The sequence below is a fragment of the Streptomyces sp. MA5143a genome, from assembly GCF_900290235.1.
Lineage (GTDB): Bacteria > Actinomycetota > Actinomycetes > Streptomycetales > Streptomycetaceae > Streptomyces.
In genome coordinates this window covers 42,649-65,061 of sequence record NZ_OLMK01000119.1, presented here as the reverse complement: position 1 = coordinate 65,061, position 22,413 = coordinate 42,649, and the positions used below count along the sequence as shown (strand labels likewise).

Annotated in this window: 23 protein-coding genes and 4 pseudogenes; 8 read left to right on the top strand and 19 right to left on the bottom strand. The window is 69.4% G+C overall.

Going from position 1 to position 22,413, the window contains the following annotated elements; translation table 11 throughout:
• The 3 genes and pseudogenes from SMA5143A_RS38320 to SMA5143A_RS38310 all read right to left on the bottom strand — a co-directional run.
• Positions 1 to 360 (bottom strand): transposase family protein (locus tag SMA5143A_RS38320; protein ID WP_441349512.1); only part of this gene is annotated, 360 nt, incomplete at its 3' end.
• Positions 361 to 534: 174 nt separating this feature from the next.
• Positions 535 to 711: pseudogene (locus SMA5143A_RS44895) on the bottom strand (transposase); the annotation flags it as partial.
• Between the two features lie 80 nt (positions 712 to 791).
• Entirely contained in the window at positions 792 to 1,553 is a 762-nt protein-coding gene (locus tag SMA5143A_RS38310; protein ID WP_308812067.1) for a threonine aldolase family protein, read from the bottom strand.
• Positions 1,554 to 1,592: 39 nt separating this feature from the next.
• On the opposite strand from SMA5143A_RS38310, the pseudogene SMA5143A_RS38305 reads away from it, so the two are divergent.
• A pseudogene (locus SMA5143A_RS38305) lies at positions 1,593 to 2,186 on the top strand (LysR substrate-binding domain-containing protein); the annotation flags it as partial.
• A gap of 258 nt (positions 2,187 to 2,444) precedes the next feature.
• Positions 2,445 to 2,594, top strand: a pseudogene (locus SMA5143A_RS45030) (IS1380 family transposase); the annotation flags it as partial.
• Positions 2,595 to 2,772: 178 nt separating this feature from the next.
• On the opposite strand, the gene SMA5143A_RS38300 reads toward SMA5143A_RS45030, so the two are convergent.
• Positions 2,773 to 4,260, bottom strand: a complete 1,488-nt coding sequence (locus SMA5143A_RS38300; protein ID WP_258193985.1) for a multicopper oxidase family protein — start codon at positions 4,258 to 4,260, stop codon at positions 2,773 to 2,775.
• 272 nt (positions 4,261 to 4,532) lie between these two features.
• Positions 4,533 to 5,693, bottom strand: a complete 1,161-nt coding sequence (locus tag SMA5143A_RS38295; RefSeq protein WP_107467406.1) for a DUF418 domain-containing protein — start codon at positions 5,691 to 5,693, stop codon at positions 4,533 to 4,535.
• Between the two features lie 440 nt (positions 5,694 to 6,133).
• On the opposite strand from SMA5143A_RS38295, the gene SMA5143A_RS38290 reads away from it, so the two are divergent.
• Positions 6,134 to 6,310: a hypothetical protein gene (locus tag SMA5143A_RS38290; RefSeq protein WP_219923640.1), complete on the top strand. Its 177-nt coding sequence runs from the start codon at positions 6,134 to 6,136 to the stop codon at positions 6,308 to 6,310.
• 246 nt (positions 6,311 to 6,556) lie between these two features.
• Here SMA5143A_RS38290 and SMA5143A_RS38285 read toward each other — a convergent pair whose 3' ends face one another.
• On the bottom strand, positions 6,557 to 7,156 hold the full coding sequence (locus SMA5143A_RS38285) for a TetR/AcrR family transcriptional regulator (protein WP_107467411.1): 600 nt from the start codon (positions 7,154 to 7,156) through the stop codon (positions 6,557 to 6,559).
• Positions 7,157 to 7,211: 55 nt separating this feature from the next.
• Here SMA5143A_RS38285 and SMA5143A_RS38280 point away from each other — a divergent pair, with 55 nt between their 5' ends.
• Entirely contained in the window at positions 7,212 to 7,676 is a 465-nt protein-coding gene (locus SMA5143A_RS38280; RefSeq protein WP_107467412.1) for an SRPBCC family protein, read from the top strand.
• Between the two features lie 82 nt (positions 7,677 to 7,758).
• Here the strand turns inward: SMA5143A_RS38280 and SMA5143A_RS44385 are convergent, their stop codons facing one another.
• On the bottom strand, positions 7,759 to 7,977 hold the full coding sequence (locus SMA5143A_RS44385) for a twin-arginine translocase TatA/TatE family subunit (RefSeq protein ID WP_258193984.1): 219 nt from the start codon (positions 7,975 to 7,977) through the stop codon (positions 7,759 to 7,761).
• Between the two features lie 160 nt (positions 7,978 to 8,137).
• On the opposite strand from SMA5143A_RS44385, the gene SMA5143A_RS38270 reads away from it, so the two are divergent.
• Positions 8,138 to 9,055: an ion transporter gene (locus SMA5143A_RS38270; RefSeq protein ID WP_107467405.1), complete on the top strand. Its 918-nt coding sequence runs from the start codon at positions 8,138 to 8,140 to the stop codon at positions 9,053 to 9,055.
• A 60-nt stretch (positions 9,056 to 9,115) separates the two neighbouring features.
• Positions 9,116 to 9,271, top strand: a complete 156-nt coding sequence (locus SMA5143A_RS43310) for a hypothetical protein (protein WP_181362221.1) — start codon at positions 9,116 to 9,118, stop codon at positions 9,269 to 9,271.
• Positions 9,272 to 9,366: 95 nt separating this feature from the next.
• On the opposite strand, the gene SMA5143A_RS38265 is transcribed toward SMA5143A_RS43310, so the two are convergent.
• Positions 9,367 to 9,540, bottom strand: a complete 174-nt coding sequence (locus tag SMA5143A_RS38265; RefSeq protein WP_107467404.1) for a CsbD family protein — start codon at positions 9,538 to 9,540, stop codon at positions 9,367 to 9,369.
• 15 nt (positions 9,541 to 9,555) lie between these two features.
• Here SMA5143A_RS38265 and SMA5143A_RS44380 point away from each other — a divergent pair.
• Positions 9,556 to 9,901, top strand: a pseudogene (locus SMA5143A_RS44380) (hypothetical protein); the annotation flags it as partial.
• A 699-nt stretch (positions 9,902 to 10,600) separates the two neighbouring features.
• Here SMA5143A_RS44380 and SMA5143A_RS38245 read toward each other — a convergent pair.
• The 6 genes from SMA5143A_RS38245 to SMA5143A_RS38220 form a co-directional block, all read right to left on the bottom strand.
• Entirely contained in the window at positions 10,601 to 11,287 is a 687-nt protein-coding gene (locus SMA5143A_RS38245; protein WP_258193983.1) for a Clp protease N-terminal domain-containing protein, read from the bottom strand.
• 144 nt (positions 11,288 to 11,431) lie between these two features.
• The gene (locus tag SMA5143A_RS38240) at positions 11,432 to 11,782 is read right to left on the bottom strand and encodes a hypothetical protein (RefSeq protein ID WP_107467403.1); all 351 of its coding nucleotides are present in this window, start codon (positions 11,780 to 11,782) and stop codon (positions 11,432 to 11,434) included.
• A 46-nt stretch (positions 11,783 to 11,828) separates the two neighbouring features.
• On the bottom strand, positions 11,829 to 12,710 hold the full coding sequence (locus SMA5143A_RS38235) for an alpha/beta fold hydrolase (protein ID WP_107467402.1): 882 nt from the start codon (positions 12,708 to 12,710) through the stop codon (positions 11,829 to 11,831).
• 688 nt (positions 12,711 to 13,398) lie between these two features.
• Positions 13,399 to 14,556 (bottom strand): NAD(P)/FAD-dependent oxidoreductase, encoded by a 1,158-nt coding sequence (locus tag SMA5143A_RS38230; protein WP_107467401.1) that lies wholly within the window; start codon positions 14,554 to 14,556, stop codon positions 13,399 to 13,401.
• Entirely contained in the window at positions 14,553 to 14,750 is a 198-nt protein-coding gene (locus SMA5143A_RS38225) for a ferredoxin (RefSeq protein WP_107467400.1), read from the bottom strand. Before SMA5143A_RS38225 ends, SMA5143A_RS38230 begins: the two co-directional genes overlap by 4 nt.
• A gap of 41 nt (positions 14,751 to 14,791) precedes the next feature.
• Entirely contained in the window at positions 14,792 to 15,976 is a 1,185-nt protein-coding gene (locus SMA5143A_RS38220) for a cytochrome P450 (protein ID WP_107467399.1), read from the bottom strand.
• Between the two features lie 68 nt (positions 15,977 to 16,044).
• Between SMA5143A_RS38220 and SMA5143A_RS42745 the strand changes: the two genes are divergently transcribed.
• Positions 16,045 to 16,260 (top strand): hypothetical protein, encoded by a 216-nt coding sequence (locus SMA5143A_RS42745; protein ID WP_146194021.1) that lies wholly within the window; start codon positions 16,045 to 16,047, stop codon positions 16,258 to 16,260.
• Between the two features lie 116 nt (positions 16,261 to 16,376).
• Here SMA5143A_RS42745 and SMA5143A_RS38215 read toward each other — a convergent pair whose 3' ends face one another.
• Genes SMA5143A_RS38215 through SMA5143A_RS38195 form a run of 5 tightly spaced genes read right to left on the bottom strand, consistent with a single transcriptional unit; the run spans position 16,377 to position 22,406 of the window.
• Positions 16,377 to 16,730 carry a DoxX family protein gene (locus SMA5143A_RS38215; protein WP_107467398.1) on the bottom strand — a complete coding sequence of 118 codons (354 nt, stop codon included), beginning with the start codon at positions 16,728 to 16,730 and terminating at the stop codon, positions 16,377 to 16,379.
• On the bottom strand, positions 16,727 to 18,694 hold the full coding sequence (locus SMA5143A_RS38210; protein ID WP_181362216.1) for an acetoacetate--CoA ligase: 1,968 nt from the start codon (positions 18,692 to 18,694) through the stop codon (positions 16,727 to 16,729). Before SMA5143A_RS38210 ends, SMA5143A_RS38215 begins: the two co-directional genes overlap by 4 nt.
• On the bottom strand, positions 18,691 to 20,274 hold the full coding sequence (gene mhpA / locus SMA5143A_RS38205) for a bifunctional 3-(3-hydroxy-phenyl)propionate/3-hydroxycinnamic acid hydroxylase MhpA (RefSeq protein WP_107467397.1): 1,584 nt from the start codon (positions 20,272 to 20,274) through the stop codon (positions 18,691 to 18,693). Before mhpA ends, SMA5143A_RS38210 begins: the two co-directional genes overlap by 4 nt.
• A gap of 19 nt (positions 20,275 to 20,293) precedes the next feature.
• On the bottom strand, positions 20,294 to 21,232 hold the full coding sequence (locus SMA5143A_RS38200; RefSeq protein ID WP_107467396.1) for a fumarylacetoacetate hydrolase family protein: 939 nt from the start codon (positions 21,230 to 21,232) through the stop codon (positions 20,294 to 20,296).
• 28 nt (positions 21,233 to 21,260) lie between these two features.
• Positions 21,261 to 22,406 carry a VOC family protein gene (locus SMA5143A_RS38195; RefSeq protein ID WP_107467395.1) on the bottom strand — a complete coding sequence of 382 codons (1,146 nt, stop codon included), beginning with the start codon at positions 22,404 to 22,406 and terminating at the stop codon, positions 21,261 to 21,263.
• Between the last annotated feature and the right edge of the window lie 7 nt (positions 22,407 to 22,413).

Sequence of the window (22,413 nt, the reverse complement as noted above, 5' to 3'; positions counted from 1 at the left end):
CTCCTTCACCACAGAGCCGAGCTGGTCGGCGAGCCGGCGTGTGCGCCGCTGATTGCGTTCGATCAGGCCGGGGACCTGTTCACGGAACGTCTGCCGGGGGCAGCCCAGGACTGGGCAGACCAGGCGCCGGACCTGCACCGACACCACGACCCGCCTGCCGTCCGTCGGCACGTCCGCGATCGTACGTCGGTGGATGCCGTGCACCCGCCCCGTCGGCCGCCCGCACACCGGGCACTGCACCGGATCGTCCCGCGTCCGGGCCTGCACCCGGATGAACTCGCCCTCGTCCGCCACATCCTCGACGACCAGCGACGTGAGTCCCGAAAACACCACGCCCACAAGCTCATTGACGTCTCGCATGCAACGTCAACGATGGTCGTCACCCTTCGTTACCACCGATTACGGGACAGAGCCAAATGAACGGCGTAACCAAGGTGGTTGGGTTACTGGTTACTGGCGGGTTGCTGAGAGACGGCCGTCGAAGGTCATGTCGAAGGCCCTCAACGCGGTCTTCCAGCGCATGGTCCAGCGCTGGCCCCGGTCAGTCCGTACGGTCTTGGAGCGTTTGCCGTTGCGGGAGTTGGCACCGTTCTTGCCTGCCGGGTCGTGCTTGTCATAGCCAAGCCGGTCGGTGATCCCGCCCTCGCCTGTCGGCTGCAGGCCCTCGGCCTGGGCCCGGTTCACCAGCTCGTCGATCACATCGTCGTCCACGGCCTTCTCCCGACACCTCCGATGACGACTCGGTCGGGAGTTGCACCGAAACGATCTACAGTCCCGGTTCCGGTCGGTGGTCAGCGGGTGTGGCGGCGGGCCGCGTCCAGGAACTGGTCGATGTCTTCGGGGGTGTGAGAGAAGGAGGTGACGAGGCGGACGATGCCCGGCGCCCAGCGATCGTGGTAGAAGGTGTACCCCTCCGCGAGAAGCCCTTCGGTTGCCTGCTGGGGCAGGCGGCAGAAGAGGATGTTGGCCTGCGGGCCGCTCAGGAGTTCGGTGCCAGGGATGGCCTTGAGACCGTCGCCGAGCCGGGCGGCCATCGTGTTGGCCTGGCGGGCGTTACGCAGCCACAGACCGTCGGTGAGGTAGGCGTCGAACTGGACGGCGTGAAAGCGCATCTTGGAGGCGAGCTGGCCGGCACGCTTGGCACGGAAGGCGAGTTCGCTGGCCAGCGCCGGATCGAAGGAGACGATGGCCTCCGCGGTCATCGCGCCGTTCTTGGTGGCCCCGAAGGACGGCACGTCGATGCCGGACTTCCAGGTCATCTCGGCCGGAGTGACGGCGAGGTGGTCCAGGGCGTTGGCGAAGCGGGCGCCGTCCATGTGGACGCGCAGTCCCGCGTCCTTGGCGATGGTGGCCAGACGGCGGATCTCGTCGAGGGTGTAGACGCTGCCGCGCTCCGTGACCTGGCTGATGCTCACCACGGAGGGCTGCACACTGTGAACGTCACCGGCCTTGCGGCGCACCGCCTCACGGAGCGCGTTGGGGTCGATCTTGCTGTCGTCGCCGGGAACCGTGACGAGTTTGGCGCCGCCTGTGAGAACTCCGGCGCACCGCACTCGTCGACGTTGATGTGACTGTTCGGGTGGCAGAGCACCTCCGCCTTCTTCCCGATCCTGCTGCGCAGCCTCGCCGACCCCGGACAACCCCGCCTGGCGCTCACGGACGAGGACGTCGCCCAGGACCGCGTGCCGGCTCTCACCCGTCACTACGATCTCGTGCTCGCCCACCGCTTCGATCATGGTCCTCCATGGCCACGCACAGTGACCGCCACCACGTTGCTGAACGAGCCCCTCGATGTCGCCTTGCCGCGTGGCCATGTGCTGGTGTCCAAGCCGCTGCTCACGCCGCGGGATGTGGCGGACCAGCCGTGGATCACGGTGCACGACGGCTTCCCGCTGATGTCCATCATCGAGGCCATCGCGAGCGTCGCGAACCGTCGGCTCGACATCGTCCACCGCATCAACGAATTCGCGGTGGTCGCCGAGGCCGTCGCCGCCAGCGGCTGCCTCGCGCTGATGCCCCGTTGGACTGCACGGCCGCACCCCGACGTCGCCCTCAAGCCGCTCGGCGGAGTACATGCCCGACGCGACATCGACGTCCTCCACCGGCCCGAGCGCACCGCCCGAAAGGCCGTCCGCACAGTCCTTGCCGAGTTGCACCGCGCCGCCGCACGGATCCAGGATCGGGACCGCTGCGTTGCGCCAACCGCTACCGGTCCATTGGCACACGTCGAGGAACGGACGACGATGACTGTCACACGGCCTCCGCCGCCCGGTTGGATCGGCGGCACCGCCCGTGGACCATGCGGCATAGCCGTCGTCATCGTCGAGCTCGACCGCTTCCGGTTCAGCAGTGGGCGCGCCCAGGGCGCCGGCTACCTGACCCGGGCGGCGCCTGGGTCGGCAGCCGCGCACGACCGCAGGGGGGCCGGCGAGCTGACGTGGCGGGAGCCCCGCCACCTCCGCCTCCTCTCCGCCGCCGTTCAGATCGTCACGACCGCCCGTCGCTGGCACCTGCGGTTCGCACGCAACTGGCCCTGGACCGACGTGATCACAGACGCCCTGGCACGGCTCGAAGCCCTCCCGAATCCCTGCTGACCAGCACGTTCCTTCCCCCGCGAGCAGCACCACCCTGCCGGACACGTGGAATCCGACGCCCGCCCTACCCGACAGCCGGGCCGTCAGCGTGCCCATCACCGACCCGGACAACCGAAACGGCCCGCCGAAAGAACCGACGGACCGTCACGAAGGATCGAGGCTGGATCAACGCGCTGGCCTATACAGTGCTGTCGGCGGCAACGACATTCACATAGCCCATCATTCCGTTGTCCTCGTGTCCTGTGATGTGGCAGTGAAAAATCCATACACCGGTGAAGTCCGTAAAGCGGATCCGGATCACTACTTTGCCAGCTTTTCCATTGACTGCGTGGGGAACGCTCACGGTGTCCATATAGTCGGCGGGAGGCTGGGCGCGGCCGTTCACGCTGAGGACCTGGAACGGTGCGATATGGAGATGGAACGGATGATCGTGACCACTGGTGTTGGTGAGCGTCCATTCTTCGACTGTGCCGAGCGTGGCCGGCTTCTTGAAAGTCGGCTTCTTCATGTCGAACAACTTGCCGTTGATCCAGAAGTTGTTGCCGCCGTCGTCACTCAGGGCGACGCTTCGGGATTGGGCGATGGGTTCTCCGGACAGATCGGGTTCGGATCCGGGAAGCGGTCCGGCAATCCGGGGCGCGGTGGCCATGCCCGACGGTCCCCCAGCGGCAGCCGACCCCTCGCTTCCGCCGCCCTTTTTGACATTGATCTTCATGAGGGTGGTGTCGGGGTAAACATCGCCGTCGCCTTCCGTCCCGGTCTCGTGGGCGAGGGTTCTGAGCCAGGTTGATCCTGGGGCTCCGGCGGTCACCAGGACGTCGAGGCGTCTGCCGGGCGGAACCCGAAGGTGGGTCGCCCGGGTCGGCGCCGCGGAGGGAATCCCGTCCTGGTTGATGACGGTGAAGCTGCCGCCGTCGAGCTGGAGGTCGTAGAGGATGGCGTAACCCTCATTGGCGATCCGCCACAACTGAGTTTCTCCGGCTTTCACGTTCAACGTGGGCCGGTACTGACCGTTGACCAGGCGGACCGTCGGCGATGCGGGCTCGAGGATCCCGTCCGGGTAGACGATCGAGCTGGATCCGCTGATCTGGGCATCCTTGAGTGCCAAGGTATGAGCGGTGATCCCGCGGTAGGCCGGCGGCAACGATTCGCGACTGTCCCCGACAATGATCGTTCCCGACAGCCCCGCCCCGATCTGGCTCTCGGTTCCATTGCAGCGAGCCTTCGCCGGGGCAGAGGACATCTCCATCCCCGGCATCGACTCGCCGTTCCTGGAGGACATCTCCATGCCCGGCATCGACTCGCCGTCCCTAAAGCACATTTCGTGGTCGTGGTACCAGTACGTACCGGGTGCCTGGTTAGCGGGAATGTCGAGATGGTAGGTCAGAGTCTGACCAGGCTGAGCGGACAGCATGATGTTGTCCGCGCTTCCCTTCGGGGACAGGTGCATCCCGTGGAAGTGCAAGTTGGTTGCCGTGTCGAGATTGTTTTTCAGTTTCAAGGTGACCCGCTGGCCAGGAACCGCATGGAGAGTCGGACCGACAAGGCTTCCGTTGTAGGTCTCCGCGAGCACCTTCTTGCCCGAGATCATCACCTCCTTTTGGGCCGCCGTCAGCTGAACCGTCACATCCCCGGGGGTTGCGGTGTTGAGGTCGGGCGGTTCCACCAGCGCAGCTCCGGGAACCATTCCAGCCGCCTGCTGTTCGGCAGTCGGCAGCGGCTTCCCGTTGGCCGGACGCCGCTTTCCATGAGCCGCCGAATTCGGGTGTGTGCTCTGGCAGCCGACTAGGAAGGAAGACAAGAGAGCGGCCCCGACCGTTAGGACTCCGAGGCGGGCGATGCGTGATCGTCGCGCGGTCGAGCGTGCGAACAAAGAAGCTTTCCTCTCGGGAAGGTTATTCACAATCGGTGGCGGTCTTCTCGGTCTGCCCGCTGACCTCATCGGATGTACTTGGCGGGCTTGGTCGCGGCGTTGAGGAGGTATTCCAGCGGGCCGCGGCGGAAGAAGCGGGACCAGATCGCGGCGAACACGATCGCGCCCCCGATGTAAGTGAGTACGGGTATCCAGGATCCGGGGGTATTGGTGCCGGGGGCCGCAGGCAGCAGGGACTGGGCGAGGAAGTGGCCGACGTAGGCCGTCAGGGACATGGTGCCGACGGCGATGACCGGTTTGGCCAGTCGGCGCAGGCGGGGCAGGCGGTCGATGAGCACGGTCGCGCCCACGATCACGAGGATCGCGACGCCCACGCTGCCGATGATGTCGAACGTGGTGCCGCTGTGCGGCCCGGCCGTCAGGAGCGACGACGCGGGTATCCCGGGGAACGCTTCGCCGCCGGAAGGCATCGAAGCGCTGTCGAGCGGCATGGAACCGGAGCCGCCGGACGACGGCCCGTCCTCCGCGAGGCTCCGCAACGCGCCGGAGCCGGCCAGCAGCAGGGACATGCCGTACGCGGCCGCCGTGAGGGCGGCACCGAAGGCGGCCAGGCGCTTTTGGACCGTGCCGGAGGACAGGTCGAGGCGGCCCAGTGCCATGCCCGCGATCACGAACGACATCCAGGTGAGTGCCGGGTAGAAGCCGGTGAGCAGCAGATCGAGGACGCCGACCTCGCTGAGGCGGCGGAGCGGGTCGTAGGTGTTGATGCTCTCCTGGACCGAGGGACTCAGCAGCGAGGTCAGGAGGAACGCGAGCTGTGGTGTGACCAGGGCGAACGCGGCCGCGGTGATGGCGAGTGCCTTGGTGCTCAGTCGTACCAGGGGCAGGGCGAGGAGGAAGTAGACCCCGTAGAAGCCGAGGATGATCACTCCCCCGTACTCCATCGCCATCACGGTGCCCAGGGCCAGCAGGACCACGGCGCGGATCGCGATGCGGGCCCTCGCCTGCCGTCCGGCCAGGCCGGTCTTGGGCTCGCGGCGGCCGGCGAGCAGCATCAGGGAGAACCCGGCGAGGGTGGCGAACAGGACCGACGAGTGACCGTCGGACATGTACCGGATCCAGCCGGCGACACCGCTCGTGGCGGACAGCGGGGGGCCGATGTGCACGACGTACATGCCGAACACCGCCAGCGCGCGGGCCAGATCCACCCCGACGAGGCGTCCCATCGAGGGAGAGGGTGGGGCCGGCGCGGCGGACTCGGGGGAGGTCCGGGGCGGCAAAGGCGCGTTCTCCCGCGGAGCCGTCGTCTCCTGTGGCGGCTGTGTCTGTGTCATACGGCAAATCTCGCGTGGCCGTCAGGAGACGGACCATCCGGCAGGCTTCGGCAACTCCCCCGCCGACCGGCCGGTACCGCCCCGCCGACCGGCGGAGTCTCATCCTGACCGGCCGGTCCGGTGCGATCGGACGGCAGTCTTCTCCAGTCACTGGGCGGGGGGACCCGACAGTTGCCGGTTGGGCGCGGGCGGACGGGCTTCCAGGCTGGAGGCATGACACACCGCGCCGACGCAAGGAACGCGAGGACCGCCTCGGCACTTCGGCCTGCTTACCGGTTTGAGTCGGCTTCACAGGCATCGGAATCATCCCCACCCACCAAGTCGCCCACGGCATGCACTCCGCCATCCTCCGACCCACCAACCCGACGGCCACCGACACTCCCAAGTCGGCCGACGCGTGCTGCGGCACCAACGCCTGCGCCTACTGCCCCTCCGGCAAGACCTCCGCCGACCCCGCCCTGACCGTCGCCGAGGCCAAGACGGCATCCGGCTGCGGCTGCCAGAAATGACGCCTCCGCCTCACCGTGATCGCGTACTGCCGCTACTGACTCCCTCTCCACAGCAAGGCGGGGACCGGGAGGCCTGGCCTTCGCCGGGCCGCGTTGACCTCTGAGCCAAGAACGGTGGTCGGCGTGGAAGGCATCACCGCATGACCTGGTCCTTGCCCGAGCTGATGCTCACCGTGGCCGTGGACAGCCCTGACGTGCCCGCTGGGTGGGCTGCGGAGCCGAAATGGGATGGTTCTCCAGATGTCGTCACTCAGAGCCGTAGTACAGCCGGAGGAACTCATCCATCGCCGCGTCAACGCCGGCGTGGTCACCGGTGGCGAGCAGGTCGAGCAGCAGACCGCGGACGGTGGCGAGTCCGAGCCTGGCCCGGTTCCGGGCCGCCTCAGGCTCCGCCCCCGCACCGACCTCGGCGGCTATGAGCGGTTCCAGCCAGTCCGTCACAAGCCCTTCGACGACCGGGGCGGCCTCGGGGCGGCCGCGCAGCGCTTGCCCGTAGATTTCAAAGAAGAGACGCTCTTGACCGGCCAGCTGAGGGTCCGTCAGCTGCCCCCACAGCAGCCGCGCGACATCGGCGGGCGAGAGACCGGGCTCCAGGCGGAGCCGGGACAGCACATCGCGCTGGCGCCGCTCCGACGTACGGACGATCTCGACGAGCAACTGTTCCTTGGAACCGAAGTAGTGGATCAGCATGCGGTGACTGACACCGATCGCGGCGCCCAGCCCGCGCAGGCTCAGGTCCGCGAGACCGTGTTCCGCGACGTGGTCGACAGCAGCGTCCACCAATTGTGCGCGCCGATCCCCCCGCGCGCCCTGCTCGGCCTCGCCCCCGGGGTGCGAGTCATCCATGGTGACCACGTCACGACTGTACCAATCGGTACATGCCGCATGTACCGTGTGGTACATGAAGCCTGTCACCGTGTCGATCGACGTACCTCAGAGTCCCGAGCAGGTCTACGGCTTCCTCGACGTCATGGCCCATCACGAGCGGTTCACCGACCACTACCTGACCAACTGGCGCTACAGCGGCCCCGCCCGGGGCATCGGATCGTGCGCCACCGTCACCGCCGCGCTGGGCGGCACGAAGACCGATGTCACGATCAAGGTCATCGAGGCCGACGCGCCGCGGCGCATCGTCGAACACAACGTCAGCGCGGCCGGTCGGCGACTGGCTCACGGCACCTACGCCCTTGAACCGCTGCGGACCGGGGGGACCCACATCTCGTTCACGTACACGTGGGTGCACACCCCTCTCGCCGACCGGCTGCTGGCCCCAGTCGTGCGGACCACGATGCGGCATGCCAACCACACGGTCATGCGACGCCTTGCCGCCGAGTTGGCTCGCCACGTGTCCGCCGCCGAATCCTGACGGCGGAAGCTGCGCGCGGAGTGGCAACTCGTGCAACTGACGGGAGCGCACGCCCAGCCCGCCGGTGAAGCGCCGCACACGTTCAGGCCCGCGGGGACCCCTCGTCGCCATGCTGAACGGTGCCTTCCACCGGTCGGGGAGGCGGCGCCACGGAGGGCCCCTGCTCCTTCAGCGCTCGGGCCTCGCTCTTGAAGATCCGCGCGGCCTTGCCCGCGGACCGCGCCAGCTCGGGCAGCTTCTTGATGCCGAGGACCACGACCACCACGAGGAGGATCAGCGCCAGCTCACTCAGGCCGAACATCAGATCTATCACCTCTCCACGGACGGCGGCCGCCAGCAACCAGCACCCCACCGATGTCTACATTGCTGTAGAAGTCTGGCGTAGAGCATGATCGCTCAACAAGCCCGCCTTCCAGCCCGGACGGCCGGGAACAGAGTGCTGCACGAAGGAACACAGCAGGATGACGGACAACACCCCCACGGTCCGCCCCGCCACGGCGCGGGTCTCCACGGCACGATGGTGCCGCGCCATCACCGACGCCCGGTGGTTCGCGGTCACCGTCTTCTGCCTGATCCTCGCCAACGCCGCCCTGCTGGGCGCAGAAACCTACACCGGGGTGGTCACCGACTGGCACGGCTGGTTAAGCCTGGCCGAGCACGCGTGCGTGGCCGCCTTCACCGTGGAGATCCTGCTGCGCCTGGGCGCCCACGCCGACCGCCCCCATGGCTTCTTCCGCGACCCGTGGAACCTCTTCGACCTCGCCGTCGTACTGAGCACCTTCCTGCCCGTAGTCCGGGAGAACACCACCGTCCTGCGGCTGCTGCGGCTGGCCCGCGTCCTGCGCACCGCCCGGTTCCTGCCGCAACTGCGTGTCTTCCTCGTCGCCGTCGCCCGCAGCCTGCCCGGCACCCTCAGCTTCCTCCTTGTCGGCGCCCTGCTGCTGTACGTCTACGCGATGGTCGGCTGGGTCTTCTTCGCCCGCCACGACCCGCAGCACTACGGCTCCGTCGGCCGAGCCGTCCTCACCCTCTTCCTGCTCATGACCCTCGACGGCATCGGTGACGCCGTCCACGCAGGCCTCGAAATCTCCCGCTTCAGCCTCCTCTACTACGCCTCCTTCGTCCTGCTCGCTTCCTTCGTTCTCGTCAACGTCCTCATCGGTGTCGTCCTGACCTCCCTCGACGAAGCCCGCAACATGGAGCACGCGGCACCAGCCCCCCGCCCGGTATCCGACCCGGCCGCGCAGCAGACACTGCTCGACCGCATCGCCACAGCCCGCCGCGCCCTGGACGACCTCGAACGCGAGCTCACCCATGCCTCAGCGCCGCCACCCGTCGAAGCGGAACGGACTGTCCCCACCCCCAGCAGGCACATGTAACCGCAGACGAGACCTGATAAGGGGCGGACACGGAGATCTCCGGCGTCATCAGCGCGATCGTTGTCGGGCATCGGCGTCGCCGGCACCAAGGGCGTCGACTGGATCGAATGGCTCATCCAGATCGCGCTCGCCGCCTTCGGCGTCGCCGCCCTCGACCGCGCCAGAACCGCCGCTGAACACCGGCTGACCACAGGAAGTAGCTGTGCAGGTGGGTGACACCGGCAGCCGAGTGGAGCCCCGCGCCCTCGATCGGCGGGTCACGACAAAGGGTGGGCCCCCGCGCACGGGAGCCCACCGAGCTTATCCGGCTGTCACCGCCGGAAGGCGTCCTTGATCTTCTCCTTCGCCTGACGCACGTCGCCCTTCGACTTCTTGGTCTGGCCCTCGGCCGCAAGACCTTCGTCGTCCGTCGCACGGCCAACGGCTCCCTTGGCCTTGCCCGTGGCCTGCTCCATTTTGGCCTTTGCCTTCTGCTCTCGAGCCACCGCTGATCACTCCCACTCGCATCCGACGTTGGGGCTACTACGTCGAGTGACCTCCTGCGCAGGGAGCAAACAGCGAGGCGTCCTGACAGAAGAGTTGTCGCCTCCGGTGATCTCCCCCGGGCTCTCGCCCTGCGTCCGCGCTGGCTGATCTGCGACGAGATGACCGCAAGGCTGGATGCCTCCACCACTGCAGCGCTGGTGGCAGCCGTCGAGGACGACCGCCCCGCCCCCGGCGCCGGACTGCTCGCCGTCGGCCACGACCAGGTGCAACCACTGGTGCGACCGCATCGTCCACTGGCAGAAACCGACCACCGCGGGACTCGGGGAGCAAGCGGATGAGGCGGCGTGTGCGAATGAGTAGCCGCGAGGGGCTGCACCGCGTAGCGCCACCCGGTCATCGGCTCACACGCATAGGCGGCCGTCCCCTATACCTGTGATGCGGCGAGCGATTGCAGGGCACGCTTCTTCAATTGGGGACCGGCTTCTGAGGCGTTACCGGAGGCGAAGGGGGTTGGGGGTCGTATTCGACGGCGAGCTGGATCGCCTTGGCCGTGTCGTCCGCGACGACGGACGCGAGGTAAAGGGCCATGTCCACTCCCGCCGATACCCCGGCCGCGGCGCTCCATCTGCCGCCGCGTCCTCGCAGCCGATGCCGCCCACGACCATCAGCGTGTCCAGGCGCCCCACGACCGCCTCCAGGCTCCGCACGGCTGCCAGCGCAATCCCGGCCGAACTCCGGAGAGCCCGGCGGCCGAGGGTGCCCAGTTCGATCGCGTAGGGCGGCTGTGCGCAGTACCTGTTGGCGATGTCCAAGGCGCTGCTGGGACAGGCGATGTCGAGGATCTGCGCGTCGTCGTAAGCGACGATGAGCACGCGCCGCTGGTGCCTGTGCTCGTTCCTACCATGCTTCAAGCGCACACCCCCGCATCATCATGTCGCGTTGACCTGCGGTGCCCAAACCTGAGTGAGACGGGATTCGTCGGTGTGTCTCACTCAGGCCTGGGCGGAGAGCCGCGTTCTCGCAGTCCGGCGGGTTGTGCTCGCCGGAGCTGCGGTGGGCTCAGGCTTCGAGAGCGGCCGGGTCGAAGCCGGCCGTGGTCAGGACGTCGGAGGCGACTCCGCGGCCGACCTGGGCGAGGCCGATCAGCAGGTCGTCGCAGTCGATGTGGTCGGAGCCGTTCTGTTCAGAGCGTGCCTCGGCGATGGCGATGGCCTTGCGGGAATAGGGCGTCCAGGCGATGCGCTCGGCCGCCTGGGAGGCTCCCATGCTCAGCCTGGTGCCGACGGATCGGTGGACCGCTTCCGGCGAGAGCCCGGCGGCTCGCAGGAGACGGGTGGCGCTGTTGTCCTCCGTGGTCAGTCCCCAGAGCAGGTGCTCGGTGCCGATGTAGTTGTTGCGGTGGTGCACCGCTGCTTGCTTGACGTGGACCATCGCCTGTCGGAGGTCGTCGGTCAATGTGTCGGGGCTGTAGCGCTTGTGCGGCGCATGGAAACGCTGCTGGACCGCCTGCCGGGTCACACCCAGGGCGGTGCCGATGTCGGTCCATGAGGAGCCGTGCATCCGGCAGTGCTCGACGTAGTCCTCGACCAGGTCGTCTGTCAGCGCCTGCATCTGGCCTGCGAGTTGCGCGGCGACGGTGAGCAGAGCGAGCCAGTCGGGCTGTTCTTGTCCGCCGGGGCTGCGGTGTGCGGTGTCGCAGCGCCGGTCAACTTCCGCGATGAGATCGTCCAGGTCCGGGAGAGTCATGAGGCAAGGACGCCTTGACAATTTAGAATTGTCAAGGCGTCCTTGCCTCTCGGTGGTGGGGGACGGGATAATTGGTGACGCGCCGAAGGCGGGAAGGCAGCCCACCATTGCCCCAGCGCCTTCGGCATGCGGTGAGGTCGGCGGTCAGCGGCAGGAGTCGGCATGGCGGTTCTCCTCGGCGAGGTCGGTGAAGGGGATGGGGCAGCACGTGCTGGAAGCCTCCTTGACGGCGATGGCGGCGATGCCGGCAATGGCGGCGATGACGAGGGCGGCGATCGGGTCGGCCCAGGATCGGAGCGAGCATGGCCTTGCCACCGTCGTCGATCGGGCGAGGGCCGTTCCGGCCTGCCCGTCACAGGCCTGGCGGCCGACACCGATCCGTGCGCTGACTCCTTCGCCCTGGACGAGGTCGGGGGCGTTCCGCCGGCCACGCCGAGGCGTCGAGGGAGGCGTCGAGGGTGAGGACATGGTCGACCGCTTGATGACGGTGCGCACCGAACGCCTGATCCAGTGCGCACCGGACGCGCCGGAAGCTACTTGGTCAGCGGTTGGCCTGCGCGGCGGCGTCAAGGATCTGGCGCAGTCGATGCGCGAACTCGTCCGGCTTCCCCGCGTATCCGAACTCTCCGTCCAGGAACCCGCCGTGATGGCTCGGGAACACGCTCACCCGCTGTCCGAGCAGTTCAGCGGTAGCGACGGAGGTGCGTCCGGTCAGCACGTCCTTGGATTCCTCGCCCACAGCGATCACGACACGGGTCGGCGCAGCGGCGATCGCGTCGGCATCCGGCCGATAGCTGCTGACCGCCCACGACCGGTCGGACAGCAGTGGATCATCCCGTGAGCCGTCATCCTCCGTGGGGATTCCGAACGCGGCGGGATCGGCCTGTGTCTGTGCGAAGTACGCGTCGGTGAACTCTCCCTTCCACGAGGTCATGGCCACGAACGCGGCCATCCCGGCCCCTCCTCCCCGCTTCTCGTATGCCTCCGTGACCGCGGCCCGTGCCCGCACGGCCGCCGGGCCGTCCGGTGTGAGGGTGATGAGCGGCGGCTCGTGCGCAACCAGAGTGGTGATGTCTGCGGGATACCTCGCCACGACCGCGAGAGCGGTGACGGCTCCCCCGCTGCTGGCGAACATCTCAACCGGCCCGGCCCCGAGAGCCTCGATGACGGCGTGCACGTCGTCGGCCTGGGTCTGCGGCGTGTGGTCGACCCGCCCGTCCTTACGCGTGCTGCGACCGAGGCCGCGCGGGTCATAGGTGACCACGGTCCGCTCAGGGAAACGCGCGGCCAGCGCCCCGAAGCCAGAAGCGTCCATGGGCTGCCCGATCATGAACAGCGGCGGGCGTCCATCGGTGGTCGGCAGCGGCCCGCGAACGTCATGGACGAGGTCCGCGTCGGCTGTCTCGAGTGTGTGAGTCTCCATACCTGTGCAGACCGGCCCCGTCCCCGAAACTCATCGGCGCTGCGGGCATCGCTCCGCCATGGGGCCTCGCTCTCACCTCGCGGCGCGGCTCCGCCCGACGGACGGGAGGGCCACCGGGAGATCGGGGGCCGCGGCGCCAACGAACCAGGCACGTTCATCCGTACCCGGCTGAGTAGTTTCGCGCGACCGTCGACACCGCGCCCCTGTGTGCAGCTGGTGCTCAGCGCGGGGTGCGCGGGACGCCGTCGGCGCGGGGTGGTCGGCGCGCGGCCGGTGTGCATCGGTGCAGTGCGGTTAGCGGTGCTCACCGGGACTGTGGCCGGGGCCGGCCTGATGCGGTCGGTGCGCGCGCTGGTCGTCCTGGCGGTGCGCGTGGCCAGCAGCCTGGGCATCCGGTGCCCTCGCCGCCACCGACGACGCCAGCCGAGCGGCTGCTCCTGGGTGAGGAGGAGCAGCCGCTCGGCTGGCGTCGTCGGTAGTGCGCGGCCGGGCCGTGCAGGGGGCGGCCGGTGCGGCGTACGGGGGCGTAGCCGGGCTGTGAGCACGGCGCGCCGAGGCAGGCGTGGTGCTCGATCAGGTCGGGCCTGTCCACAGGGATCGGGGTGATCAGCCGGGTGCGCCACGGAAGAGCACCCCGGCGATGCCGGCGCCGCGTGGCTTCTTACGTTGCGAGGATCATTCGCCGCCGTCACGGGGACGGCGGCGAAGACGTGGCGGCCAAGGCCCGTAGTGCGGTGACCGGTTTGCGTAGTCCGTAGGCGACCGCCGTCGACGTTCCGTCGCCATGGCTCCAGGTCAGCAGTGCGCGTCCGTCGGCCACGCTGCCCTGCACCGTGGTCGGTTCGCCGAGGAGCGGCAGACGGCCGACGATCTTGACCGTGAGACCGGCGACCTCGGTCCAGAAGTAGTCGTCCTGCGCTGACTCCGGCGGAGGTAGACCAAGCGCCGAGGCCGCCGCGGTCTTGGCCTGGGCGACGGCGTTGGACCAGAAGGGCGCACGCCGGTCGGGCTGTGTGCCGTGGCCGCGAAGGTAGGTGACGTCACCGGCGGCGAACACGCCGGGCACGGTGGTGGCGCAGGCATCGTCGATGCCGACGCCGAGGCGGCCGGCGAGGCCCGTCCCCGTCAGCCAGCCGACGCACGGTACTTCTCCGGCGCAGGTGACCACCAGGTCCGCGGTGAGCTCGGTGCCGTCCGGGAGCGCCACGCCGCCCACGGGGTCGCCGGTCAGGGTGGCGAAGCCGGTGGCCTGTACGAAGCGGATGCCGTGTGCTGCGGCACGTGCGGTGATCTCGGCGGACAGGTGGTCGCCGAGGATGCGTTGCAGCGGCCGGTCGGCGTCCACGACGGTCACCGGGATGCCTCGGGCGGCGCAGGCGCCGGCCACCTCCATACCGAGGAAGCCGGCGCCGACCACGATCGCCGAACCGGCGTCCGCCAGGCGGGCCCGGAGCAGGCGGGCGTCGTCCAGGGTGCGCAGGACGAGTTCGCCCCGTTGCCCGGGGGCGGCGAGTCGGCGGGCGTCCGCGCCGGTGGCGACGATCAGCGCGTCATAGCCGATCTGGCGGCCGTCGGCGGTCGTGACGGTGCGCCGGCGGGTGTCGGCTGCGACGGCGGGCGAGCGGATGACGTCGGCGTCGAGGCCGTCGAGGGCCAGGCCCAGGGTCTGGTCCGCGGCCGGGTCCTTCAGGACCGTCTTGGACAGGGGCGGGCGGGAGTAGGGGCCGTGCTCCTCGGCACCGACAAGTGCGACCGGTCCGGCGTAGCCGAGGGTGCGCAGGTGGCGGGCGGCAGTGGTGCCGGCGAGGGATTCGCCGACGATGAGCACCGAGCGCGGTGCGGTCACGGCAGGACTCGCAGGGCGGCGACCGGGCAGGCGTTGACGGCCGCGCGGGCGGCGGGCCGGTGCTCGTCGGGGATGTCGGTGCCCTCGAAGCGGTAGGTGAGTTCGGCGTCGTCGTCCAGGCTGAAGATGTCAGGGGCCTGGTCGGCGCACAGGCCGTGGCCTTCGCAGCGGGGGTGGTCGACGGAGATCTTCATGGTGCTGTCCTCAGCTGTCCTCGATCGGTCGAGCGGCGGGTTCAGGCGGGGATGAGTTCGAGCGGCAGGCGCTCGAGGCGGTGGATGACGTTGTTCAGGGCCCACTGGGGTGGGCCGGTCACCTCGATGCGGTCGACGCGTTCGACCAGGGCGCGCAGGATCGCGGAGGTCTCCATGCGGGCCAGGCCCTGGCCGGCGCAGCCGTGGGTGCCCTGCCCGAAGCCGAGTTGGCGGGCTGCGTCGCGGCGGATGTCGAAGGTGTCCGGGTCGTCCCACTCCAGCGGGTCGCGGTTGGCGGAGCCGTAGAGGACCAGTACCCGGGAGCCCTTGGGGAGAGGTATGTCGGCGAGTTCCGTGTCGTGGGCGGCGGTCCGGGAGAAGGCCCGGATCGGGGATTCGTAACGGACGACCTCGTTGACCGCTTTCGGGACGAGGTCCGGGTTTGCCTTCAACAGGCGCCACTGTTCGGGGTGAACGGCGAACAGGTACAGGGCACTTGAGATGGCGCTGATGGTGGTGTCCAGGGAGGGCGCCAGGTAGTCGATCATCATGGTGACGCACTCCGCGGGCATGATCTGGCCCTCGTCGGCGGCGCGCAGCAGGTCATGGCCCATGCTGCCGTCCAACACGGACCGGTCGCGCACGACACCGCGCGCGTAGCGCAGCATGCCGAGGGACGCGGGAAGCGTGCGCGCCGCCTGGCGGTTGAGCGGGCCCAGTGCGTCGAAGGTGGCGCCGGCCCAGCGCAGCAGGTGCTCACGGCCCTGGCGGGGCCAGCCGACCAGGTCGGGGACGACGGACATCGGCAGCGCCGTGGCGACCTCGACGGCATCGACCGTCCGGCGGGTCACGGCGTCCTCGACAACGGCGGCGGCCTGCTGGTCGACGGTGTCCTTCATCGTGCGCAGCGCCCGGGGAGTAAGGCGGTGCGCGAGGAGGGAGCGGCGGCGAGCGTGGTCCTCGCCGTCGCTGAACAGCGTGGTGCCCTGACCCACACGGTTGGCAACTGGGTTGAGGGCGACGCCACCGGAGGAGACGAAGGTGTCGTCGTCCAGCAGTACTTGCTTGCACTCGGCGTAGCGCGGCAGTGCGTAGACCTTGTGCTTGCTCAGGTGGACCACGGGGCCGAGTTCGCGCAGCGCGGCGTAGTGCGGATAGGTGTCACGGATGGCCGAGGCCGCATACAGATCGGGGTGGTATACGGGGATCTGCGTACGCATGGGCATGAGGAGCCCTCCTGAAGGAGCTGCGAGGGAGCGGAGGCAGGGCGGTGCGTGCGGGGGGGGGCAGGTCGATGGACGGCTGGCGGGAGCGCAGCGGGGTGGTGCTCGCTCCTCGTCCGTTGCGCACGAACGGGCGGCGTCAGCGCGACGGCGCCGTAATGATGAAATACTCAAGCTTGATGGAATCAAGCGTCAAGGGTTACGTCAGAATCAGAGCGATGAAATCATCAGAACTGCCGATGTTTTCACTCCTTGCCGCCTGGCCGTCGGCGGCCGATGGCGCCTGAGCGACGCGGTGCAGTACGAGTGGCCGGCGCCGGAACGCCTTGCTCGCCGAACGGGAGACTCGTGAGCCCTCGGGCATCACCAGCCCCCGCTCGATACCGTCGCGCACTCCGGGCGGTCAGCCGGCGGCGAGGGCCGCCCCGGCGTATGCCATCGCCGTCAGGGCCAGTACGGCCGCGGGCAGGGCTCGCGCGGGCGGGTCACCGTGACGCAGGTGGACCACGGCGGCAGCCATCATGAGCAGAGTCAGCCCGGCAGCGGCAGCCACGCCGAGCGGAGCCGAGGCCAGGCCGAGCAGCAGACCGGCGGCTCCGGCGATCTCCAGTGCACCGATCACGCGGTAGAGGGTCAGTGACATGCCGAGGTGCGCGGCTGCCTGACGCATGAACGCGACGGCGGCGATCTTCGCCGTTCCGAAGGAGAGGAAGATCAGTGAGAGTGCGACGGCGAGGGTGATGTGTGCGGTGGTCATGCCGATCTGTCCTGGTGCTCGGCGCCCAGTCGGGCGTAGTAGTCGATGAGGTGGGGGGCGTCCACGGCGGCCAGGTTGACGACCTGCTCGACCGGGGCGCCTTGAAGGATGCGCTTGACGGGGACCTCGAGCTTCTTGCCGGTGCGGGTGTGCGGGATCCCGGGCACTTCGAGGATCTCGTCGGGGACGTGACGGGGTGAGGCGCCACTGCGGATGGCTGCACGGATGCGGTCGCGGAGCGTGTCGTTCAGTTCGGCTCCGGCGGCCAGCACCACGAACAGCGGCATCCAGTAGCCGCCGTCGGGTTCCTCGGCGCCGATGACGAGGGCCTCGGCGATCTCCGGAAGGCGTTCGTCGACGTCGTGGATGTCGGCGCTGCCGAGCCGGACGCCGTTGCGGTTGAGCGTGCTGTCGGAGCGGCCGTGGACGATCACCGAGCCGTGACCGGTGACCGTGATCCAGTCGCCGTGCCGCCACACGCCGGGATAGAAGGAGAAGTAGGCGTCGCGGTAGCGGGTGCCGTCGGCGTCGTTCCAGAAGTACAGCGGCATCGACGGCATCGGGCGGGTGACGACCAGTTCGCCGACCTGGCCCACCACCGGAATGCCCTCGCCGTCGTACGCGGCCAGCGCCACTCCCAGGTGCGGTGCGGACAACTCCCCGGCCCACGAGGGGGTGTTGGGCGCGCTGCCCGCGAAGGCGGAGACGACGTCCGTGCCACCGCTGATCGAGGCCAGCAGCACGTGGGCGCCGACGTGCTCACGGACCCAGGGGTAGGCGGAAGCCGGCAGGGCGGAGCCTGTGCAGCCGACCACGCGGATCGACGACAGGTCGTGCACCGAGGGGTCGATGCCGAACTTGGCCATGCCCAGCAGGTACTGGGGGCTGGTGCCGAAGACGGTCACCCGGTGGCGGGCGGCCAGCTTCCACAGGATGTCGGGCTGGGCCAGGGGCGCCGGGCTGCCGTCGTAGGTGCAGGTCGTGGCGCCGGTCAGCAGCGTGGAGGCGACCAGGTTCCACATCATCCAATGGGTGGTGGTGTACCACAGGAGCCGTTCGCCAGGACCGAGATCGGAGTGCAGGCCGAGGGTTTTGAGGTGCTCCAGCAGAACACCGCCGTGGCCGTGGACGATGCCCTTGGGCAGGCCGGTGGTGCCGGAGGAGAACACCACCCACAGCGGGTGGTCGAACGGCACCGGTGCGCAGGTGAGTTCCTCGGAGCGGGTCGAGGCGTCCTCCCAGGGGACGACCAGCGACGGGTACGTTCTCGACGGCCACGGCAGGCCCACGTGGTCGACCAGCAGGGTCGCTTTCAACGTCGGCAGCTGTCCGGCGAGTTCGAGGGTGGCGTCGCGGCGGTCGTGGGTGGTGCCGTTGAACAGGTAGCCGTCGGCGGCGATCAACACGGTGGGTTCGAGCTGTGCGAACCGGTCGGCGGCGGCCTTGGGGGCGTAGTCCTGTCCGCACACCGACCACACGGCACCCAGGCTCGCGGTGGCGAGGAACGCGACGATCGCGTGCGGGGTGTTGGGCAGGTACCCCACCACGCGGTCCCCCTCGCCGACACCCAGGTCGCGCAGGGTCGCGGCGACCGACGCGACCTGGGCACGCAGGCGGCTCGCGGTCACCTCGTAGCAGGAGCCGGTCTCGTCGAGGGCGATGATCGCCACGTCGTCGTCGGCGAGATTACGCAGGGCGTGGTGGGCGTAGTTGAGCGTGGCGCCGGGAAACCAGCGGGCGCCGGGCATCCGCTCCTCCGCCAGGACCCGCTCGTAGGCAGTGTCGGCGTCGATGTCGAAGTACTCCCACACCGCCCCCCAGAAGCCCTCCAGGTCGGTGACCGACCACCGGTGCAGGGCGGCGTAGTCGGAGCCCGCCATGCCGGCGTGGCGGGCGAAGTCCATGATGTTGCTGTCCGCGACGGCCTGCGGATCAGGCGTCGTGAAAGGGCTGGGCACGGTCATCGTGTGGCGCTCCTCAGCAGGCTTGTGCCGGCGGTCCGTCGGAGAGGGTGGGGGCTGCGGGTGGTGGACAGGAGGGGCGCCCAGGCGGCGGTGCCGGTGAAGTCGAAGCCCCCGGCGGGAACGACGTCCAGGACGACACGGTCGGGGCGCAGCAGTACGGCGTCCGCCCGGCCGGCGCGCAGCCAGGCGGCGAGGGTGCCGTCATCGTCGACATCGGCCACGGTGATCGCCCGCACGCCGAGGGCGTGGGTGAGCGCGCTCAGCGAGGGCCAGGGGTCCGCTGCGGTCAGAACGGCGAAGGAATCACCGAGCAGCTCGTCGAAACGGACGCGTCTTCCTGCGACACTCACCCACGGTTGCGGGCAGTGGGTGCCCACGAGGCCCCGGCGGGTACGGCGCCGCACCAGCGGCCCGGCGGTCAGGGGCGGACTGAGATCGCGGCCCGCCGCCGTGGTGAGCCCGGGGATGCGGCAGGCCGCGGCCAGGAGCCTGCGGCGCACCGCCGCGGCACCGTCCTGGCCGCCGGTCATGGCCCAGCCCATGGCGACCGCCAGCCGGATCACATGCCGGGCATGCGGCTTTCGCTCGCTCTCGTACGTGTCCAACAGTCTTTCGTCCGCGCCCTGTCGCAGGACGCGGGCGAGCTTCCAGGTGAGGTTGTAGGCGTCCCGTAGTCCCGTGCACAGGCCCTGCCCGATGAACGGAGGGGTGAGGTGGGCCGCATCGCCAAGGAGGAAGACCCGGCCGCTGCGCCACCGGTCGGCGATCAGTGCCCGGAAGGTGTACTGCGTGTCACGGACGACGTCGAAGTCCCCGTCGTACGACGGTGGCAACCACGGGGCGATCAGCTCGCGCACCGGCACCGCGGGGTCCCCGAGCCGGAACTCCCAGCGGTAGCGGTCCTCGCCGACGCGCATGAAGGTCGCCGGGCGGCGCGGGTCGCAGACCTGGTCGACGCCCTCCCAGCAGCGCACGTCGGCCTTGGTCCGGACGTCGATGACCCTCCAGCGTTCCTCGAAGCGCAGGTCCTCCCATACGGCGCCGACGGCCTCGCGGGTGAGGCTGCCCGCGCCGTCGCAGCCCAGCACCGCCTCAGCCCACAGCCCGTGCTCGCCGCCACCGTCGCGGTAGGTCACCCGCACGGGGCCCGTGGTGTCCGGGCCGACGCCGGTGACCTCCGCGCCGCCGCGCAGTTCGCACTCCGGGTGCCGGGCGAGGGCGTCGCGCAGCAGCCGTTCCAGTTCGGGCTGGTCGAACATGCTGGTCTGGGGGTAGCCGTGGTGCCCGTCCTCGGTACGGCGGAACTCGGCCATCACCCGGTGCCGGGCGTCCAGCAGCCGCAGCCCGTTCGCCGGGCGGGCGATCGCGGTGAACTCCTCCCCCACACCCGCCGCCTGGAGGATCCTGCGCACCTCGTCGTCGGTGGCGACGGCACGCGGGAGGGGGTAGACGTCCTGATGGCGTTCCAGGACGACGGTGCGGACTCCGCGCCTGGCCAGGAGGAGGGCGGCGGTCACGCCCACCGGTCCGGCGCCGATGATCACCACAGGCAGGTCGTACTCGTTGTGTTCGGGGGGCATGTGCGGCTCACTTCGGGTGTTAGCGGGGGTCGGCGACGGGGGTGCGCTGCTCGCCGAGGTCGATCCGGCCGTCCGGGGTGGCGATCGTCGCCGTGATCACGTCACCGGAGTGCAGATAACGCGGGTTCCTGGCCTGCGACTTGAAGAACGACTTCCACTTCAGGGCCGGCGGGAGCAGAGCGCCGATCTTCTCGACGGGTTTGGGCGGAGCCTTGAGGGCCGTGCCGCCGGGGGTGCCGGTGAGCAGCAGGTCGCCGGGGTCGAGGGTCTGGAAGCGGGCCAGCAGCGTGAGGGCCTGCGCAGGCCGGACGATCATGTCGGCGAGGGTGCGGTCCTGGCGCAGCTCGCCGTTGACGGACAGCTTCAGCCGCAGGTCGAGGAGATGGACGAAGTCCTCCGGCTCCAGCAGGGTCAGGTGGGGGCCGGTCGGCGTGAAGGTGGGGTAGGACTTGCTCTCGTAGAACTGCGTCCTGGTCAGCTGGATCTCGCGGGCGCTGACGTCGTTCGTGATCACCAGCCCGGCGACGTACGTCGGCAGGTCCCGCTCCTCGACCACGGTGCCGATGGGCAGCGGTGCCCCCATGACCAGGCCGAGTTCGATCTCGTAGTCCAGGAACCTCACATGGGAGGGGCGGACGATGGCCTCGCCCGGGCCGCTGACCGAGCCGGACGCCTTGCGGAAGAAAGCGGGCGGGATGTCCCCGGTGAAGCCCGAGTCCCGGGCGTGACTGCGGTAGTTGACCATCTGGGCCACTACCCGGCAGGGGGTGGTGACCGGCGAGAGCGCCGCCAGGTCGGCGACGGGCGTGCCCACCTCACCCGAGAGGGCCGCCTCTCGTACGGCGTCACGGTCGGCGAGCAGTTCAGCGGTGGTCACGGCCTTGGTGTCGGCCTGGACGGCCCGGTCGCCGCGGAGGACCCACCAGCCGTCGGCGGTGCGCAGGACGTTGGTGCTCATGTCAGTACCTTCGTGAGGGGGTGGAGGTTCAGGACGTGACGGCCTTGAGCAGGCCCCGCAGGCGCGCGGGGTCCATCTCGTTGTCACCGCGCAGGGCCTCGACGACGTCCCGGATCCGCTGCGGGGAGGGGCTCGCGCCGAGGAAGTCGCGGGTGGCCGGCGGGCCCCACTGGGCCAGGCCGCTGGTCGACATGGGTGCCCACCCTGGCTCGACGTCACAGGTGAACAGGTCGCCGTCGGCGAAGTGCTCCAGCATGAAGCGGTCGGGATCACGCCAGTAGTCGAACAGCTGGCTGCCCTGGATGTGCCGGCCGATGCCCCAACTGCGCTGGTAGCCCCGCTCCTTGAGGTACTCGCCGCCCGCCGCGATCGAGTCCAGGTCGGTGACCTGATAGGCGGAGTGGACGTAACCCGTTCCCGGTCCCAGGTGCATCGCCAGTGTGTGGTGGTCGGCCGGCACGCTGCCCAGATCGCAGCGTAGGAACGCCATCGTCGGACCCCGGTCGCGCTGACCGTCCAGGAACAGGAAGTCCGACACGATCATCCCGAGGGTGTCCAGGTACCAGTCCAGGGCCCGGGTGAACACCCGTGTCTCCAGCACCACATGCCCGAGCCGCTGGATCCGGGACGGCTCGCGCGGCGGGCGCTGCGTGGTGTTCGTACGACGGTGAGCGGTGCCGAAGTTGAGGAGCAGCGGCTGCTGCTCGGGCAGGGCCGGCAACCGCTCGCCGCAGTGCACCACCCGCACCGGGAAACCGGACGGGTCGAGCAGATCGACCGCCCTGCCGCCGCCGGGCACGTCCGCGTCCCGCACATCGGAGCCGGTGGCCCTCGCCAGCCGCTCCAGATCGGTGCGCTCGGCCGCCCGGAACGCCGGACCGATGAAACGGGACGTGCGACCTCGCCGGATCACCATGCAGGGCGAGCCGGCGAAGGTGCCGCGCAGCCACAGCTCCCCCTCCGTGCGAGCGGCGACCCCGAAACCGAAGTCCCGCGCGAAGACCTCGGCGCGGTCCAGGTCGGGCTTCTCGAACTCCAGCCAGGCCAGGTCCGCCACCTTGATCACCGGGTTCCGGGAACGGCCCGGGCGCTCGCCGCGCAGGGCGCCCTGTTCGCTGTGCAGGTCCTGGTGGGCGGTCTTGACATCGGCCCCGAGATGGTGGGTTTCAGACATGGTGTTC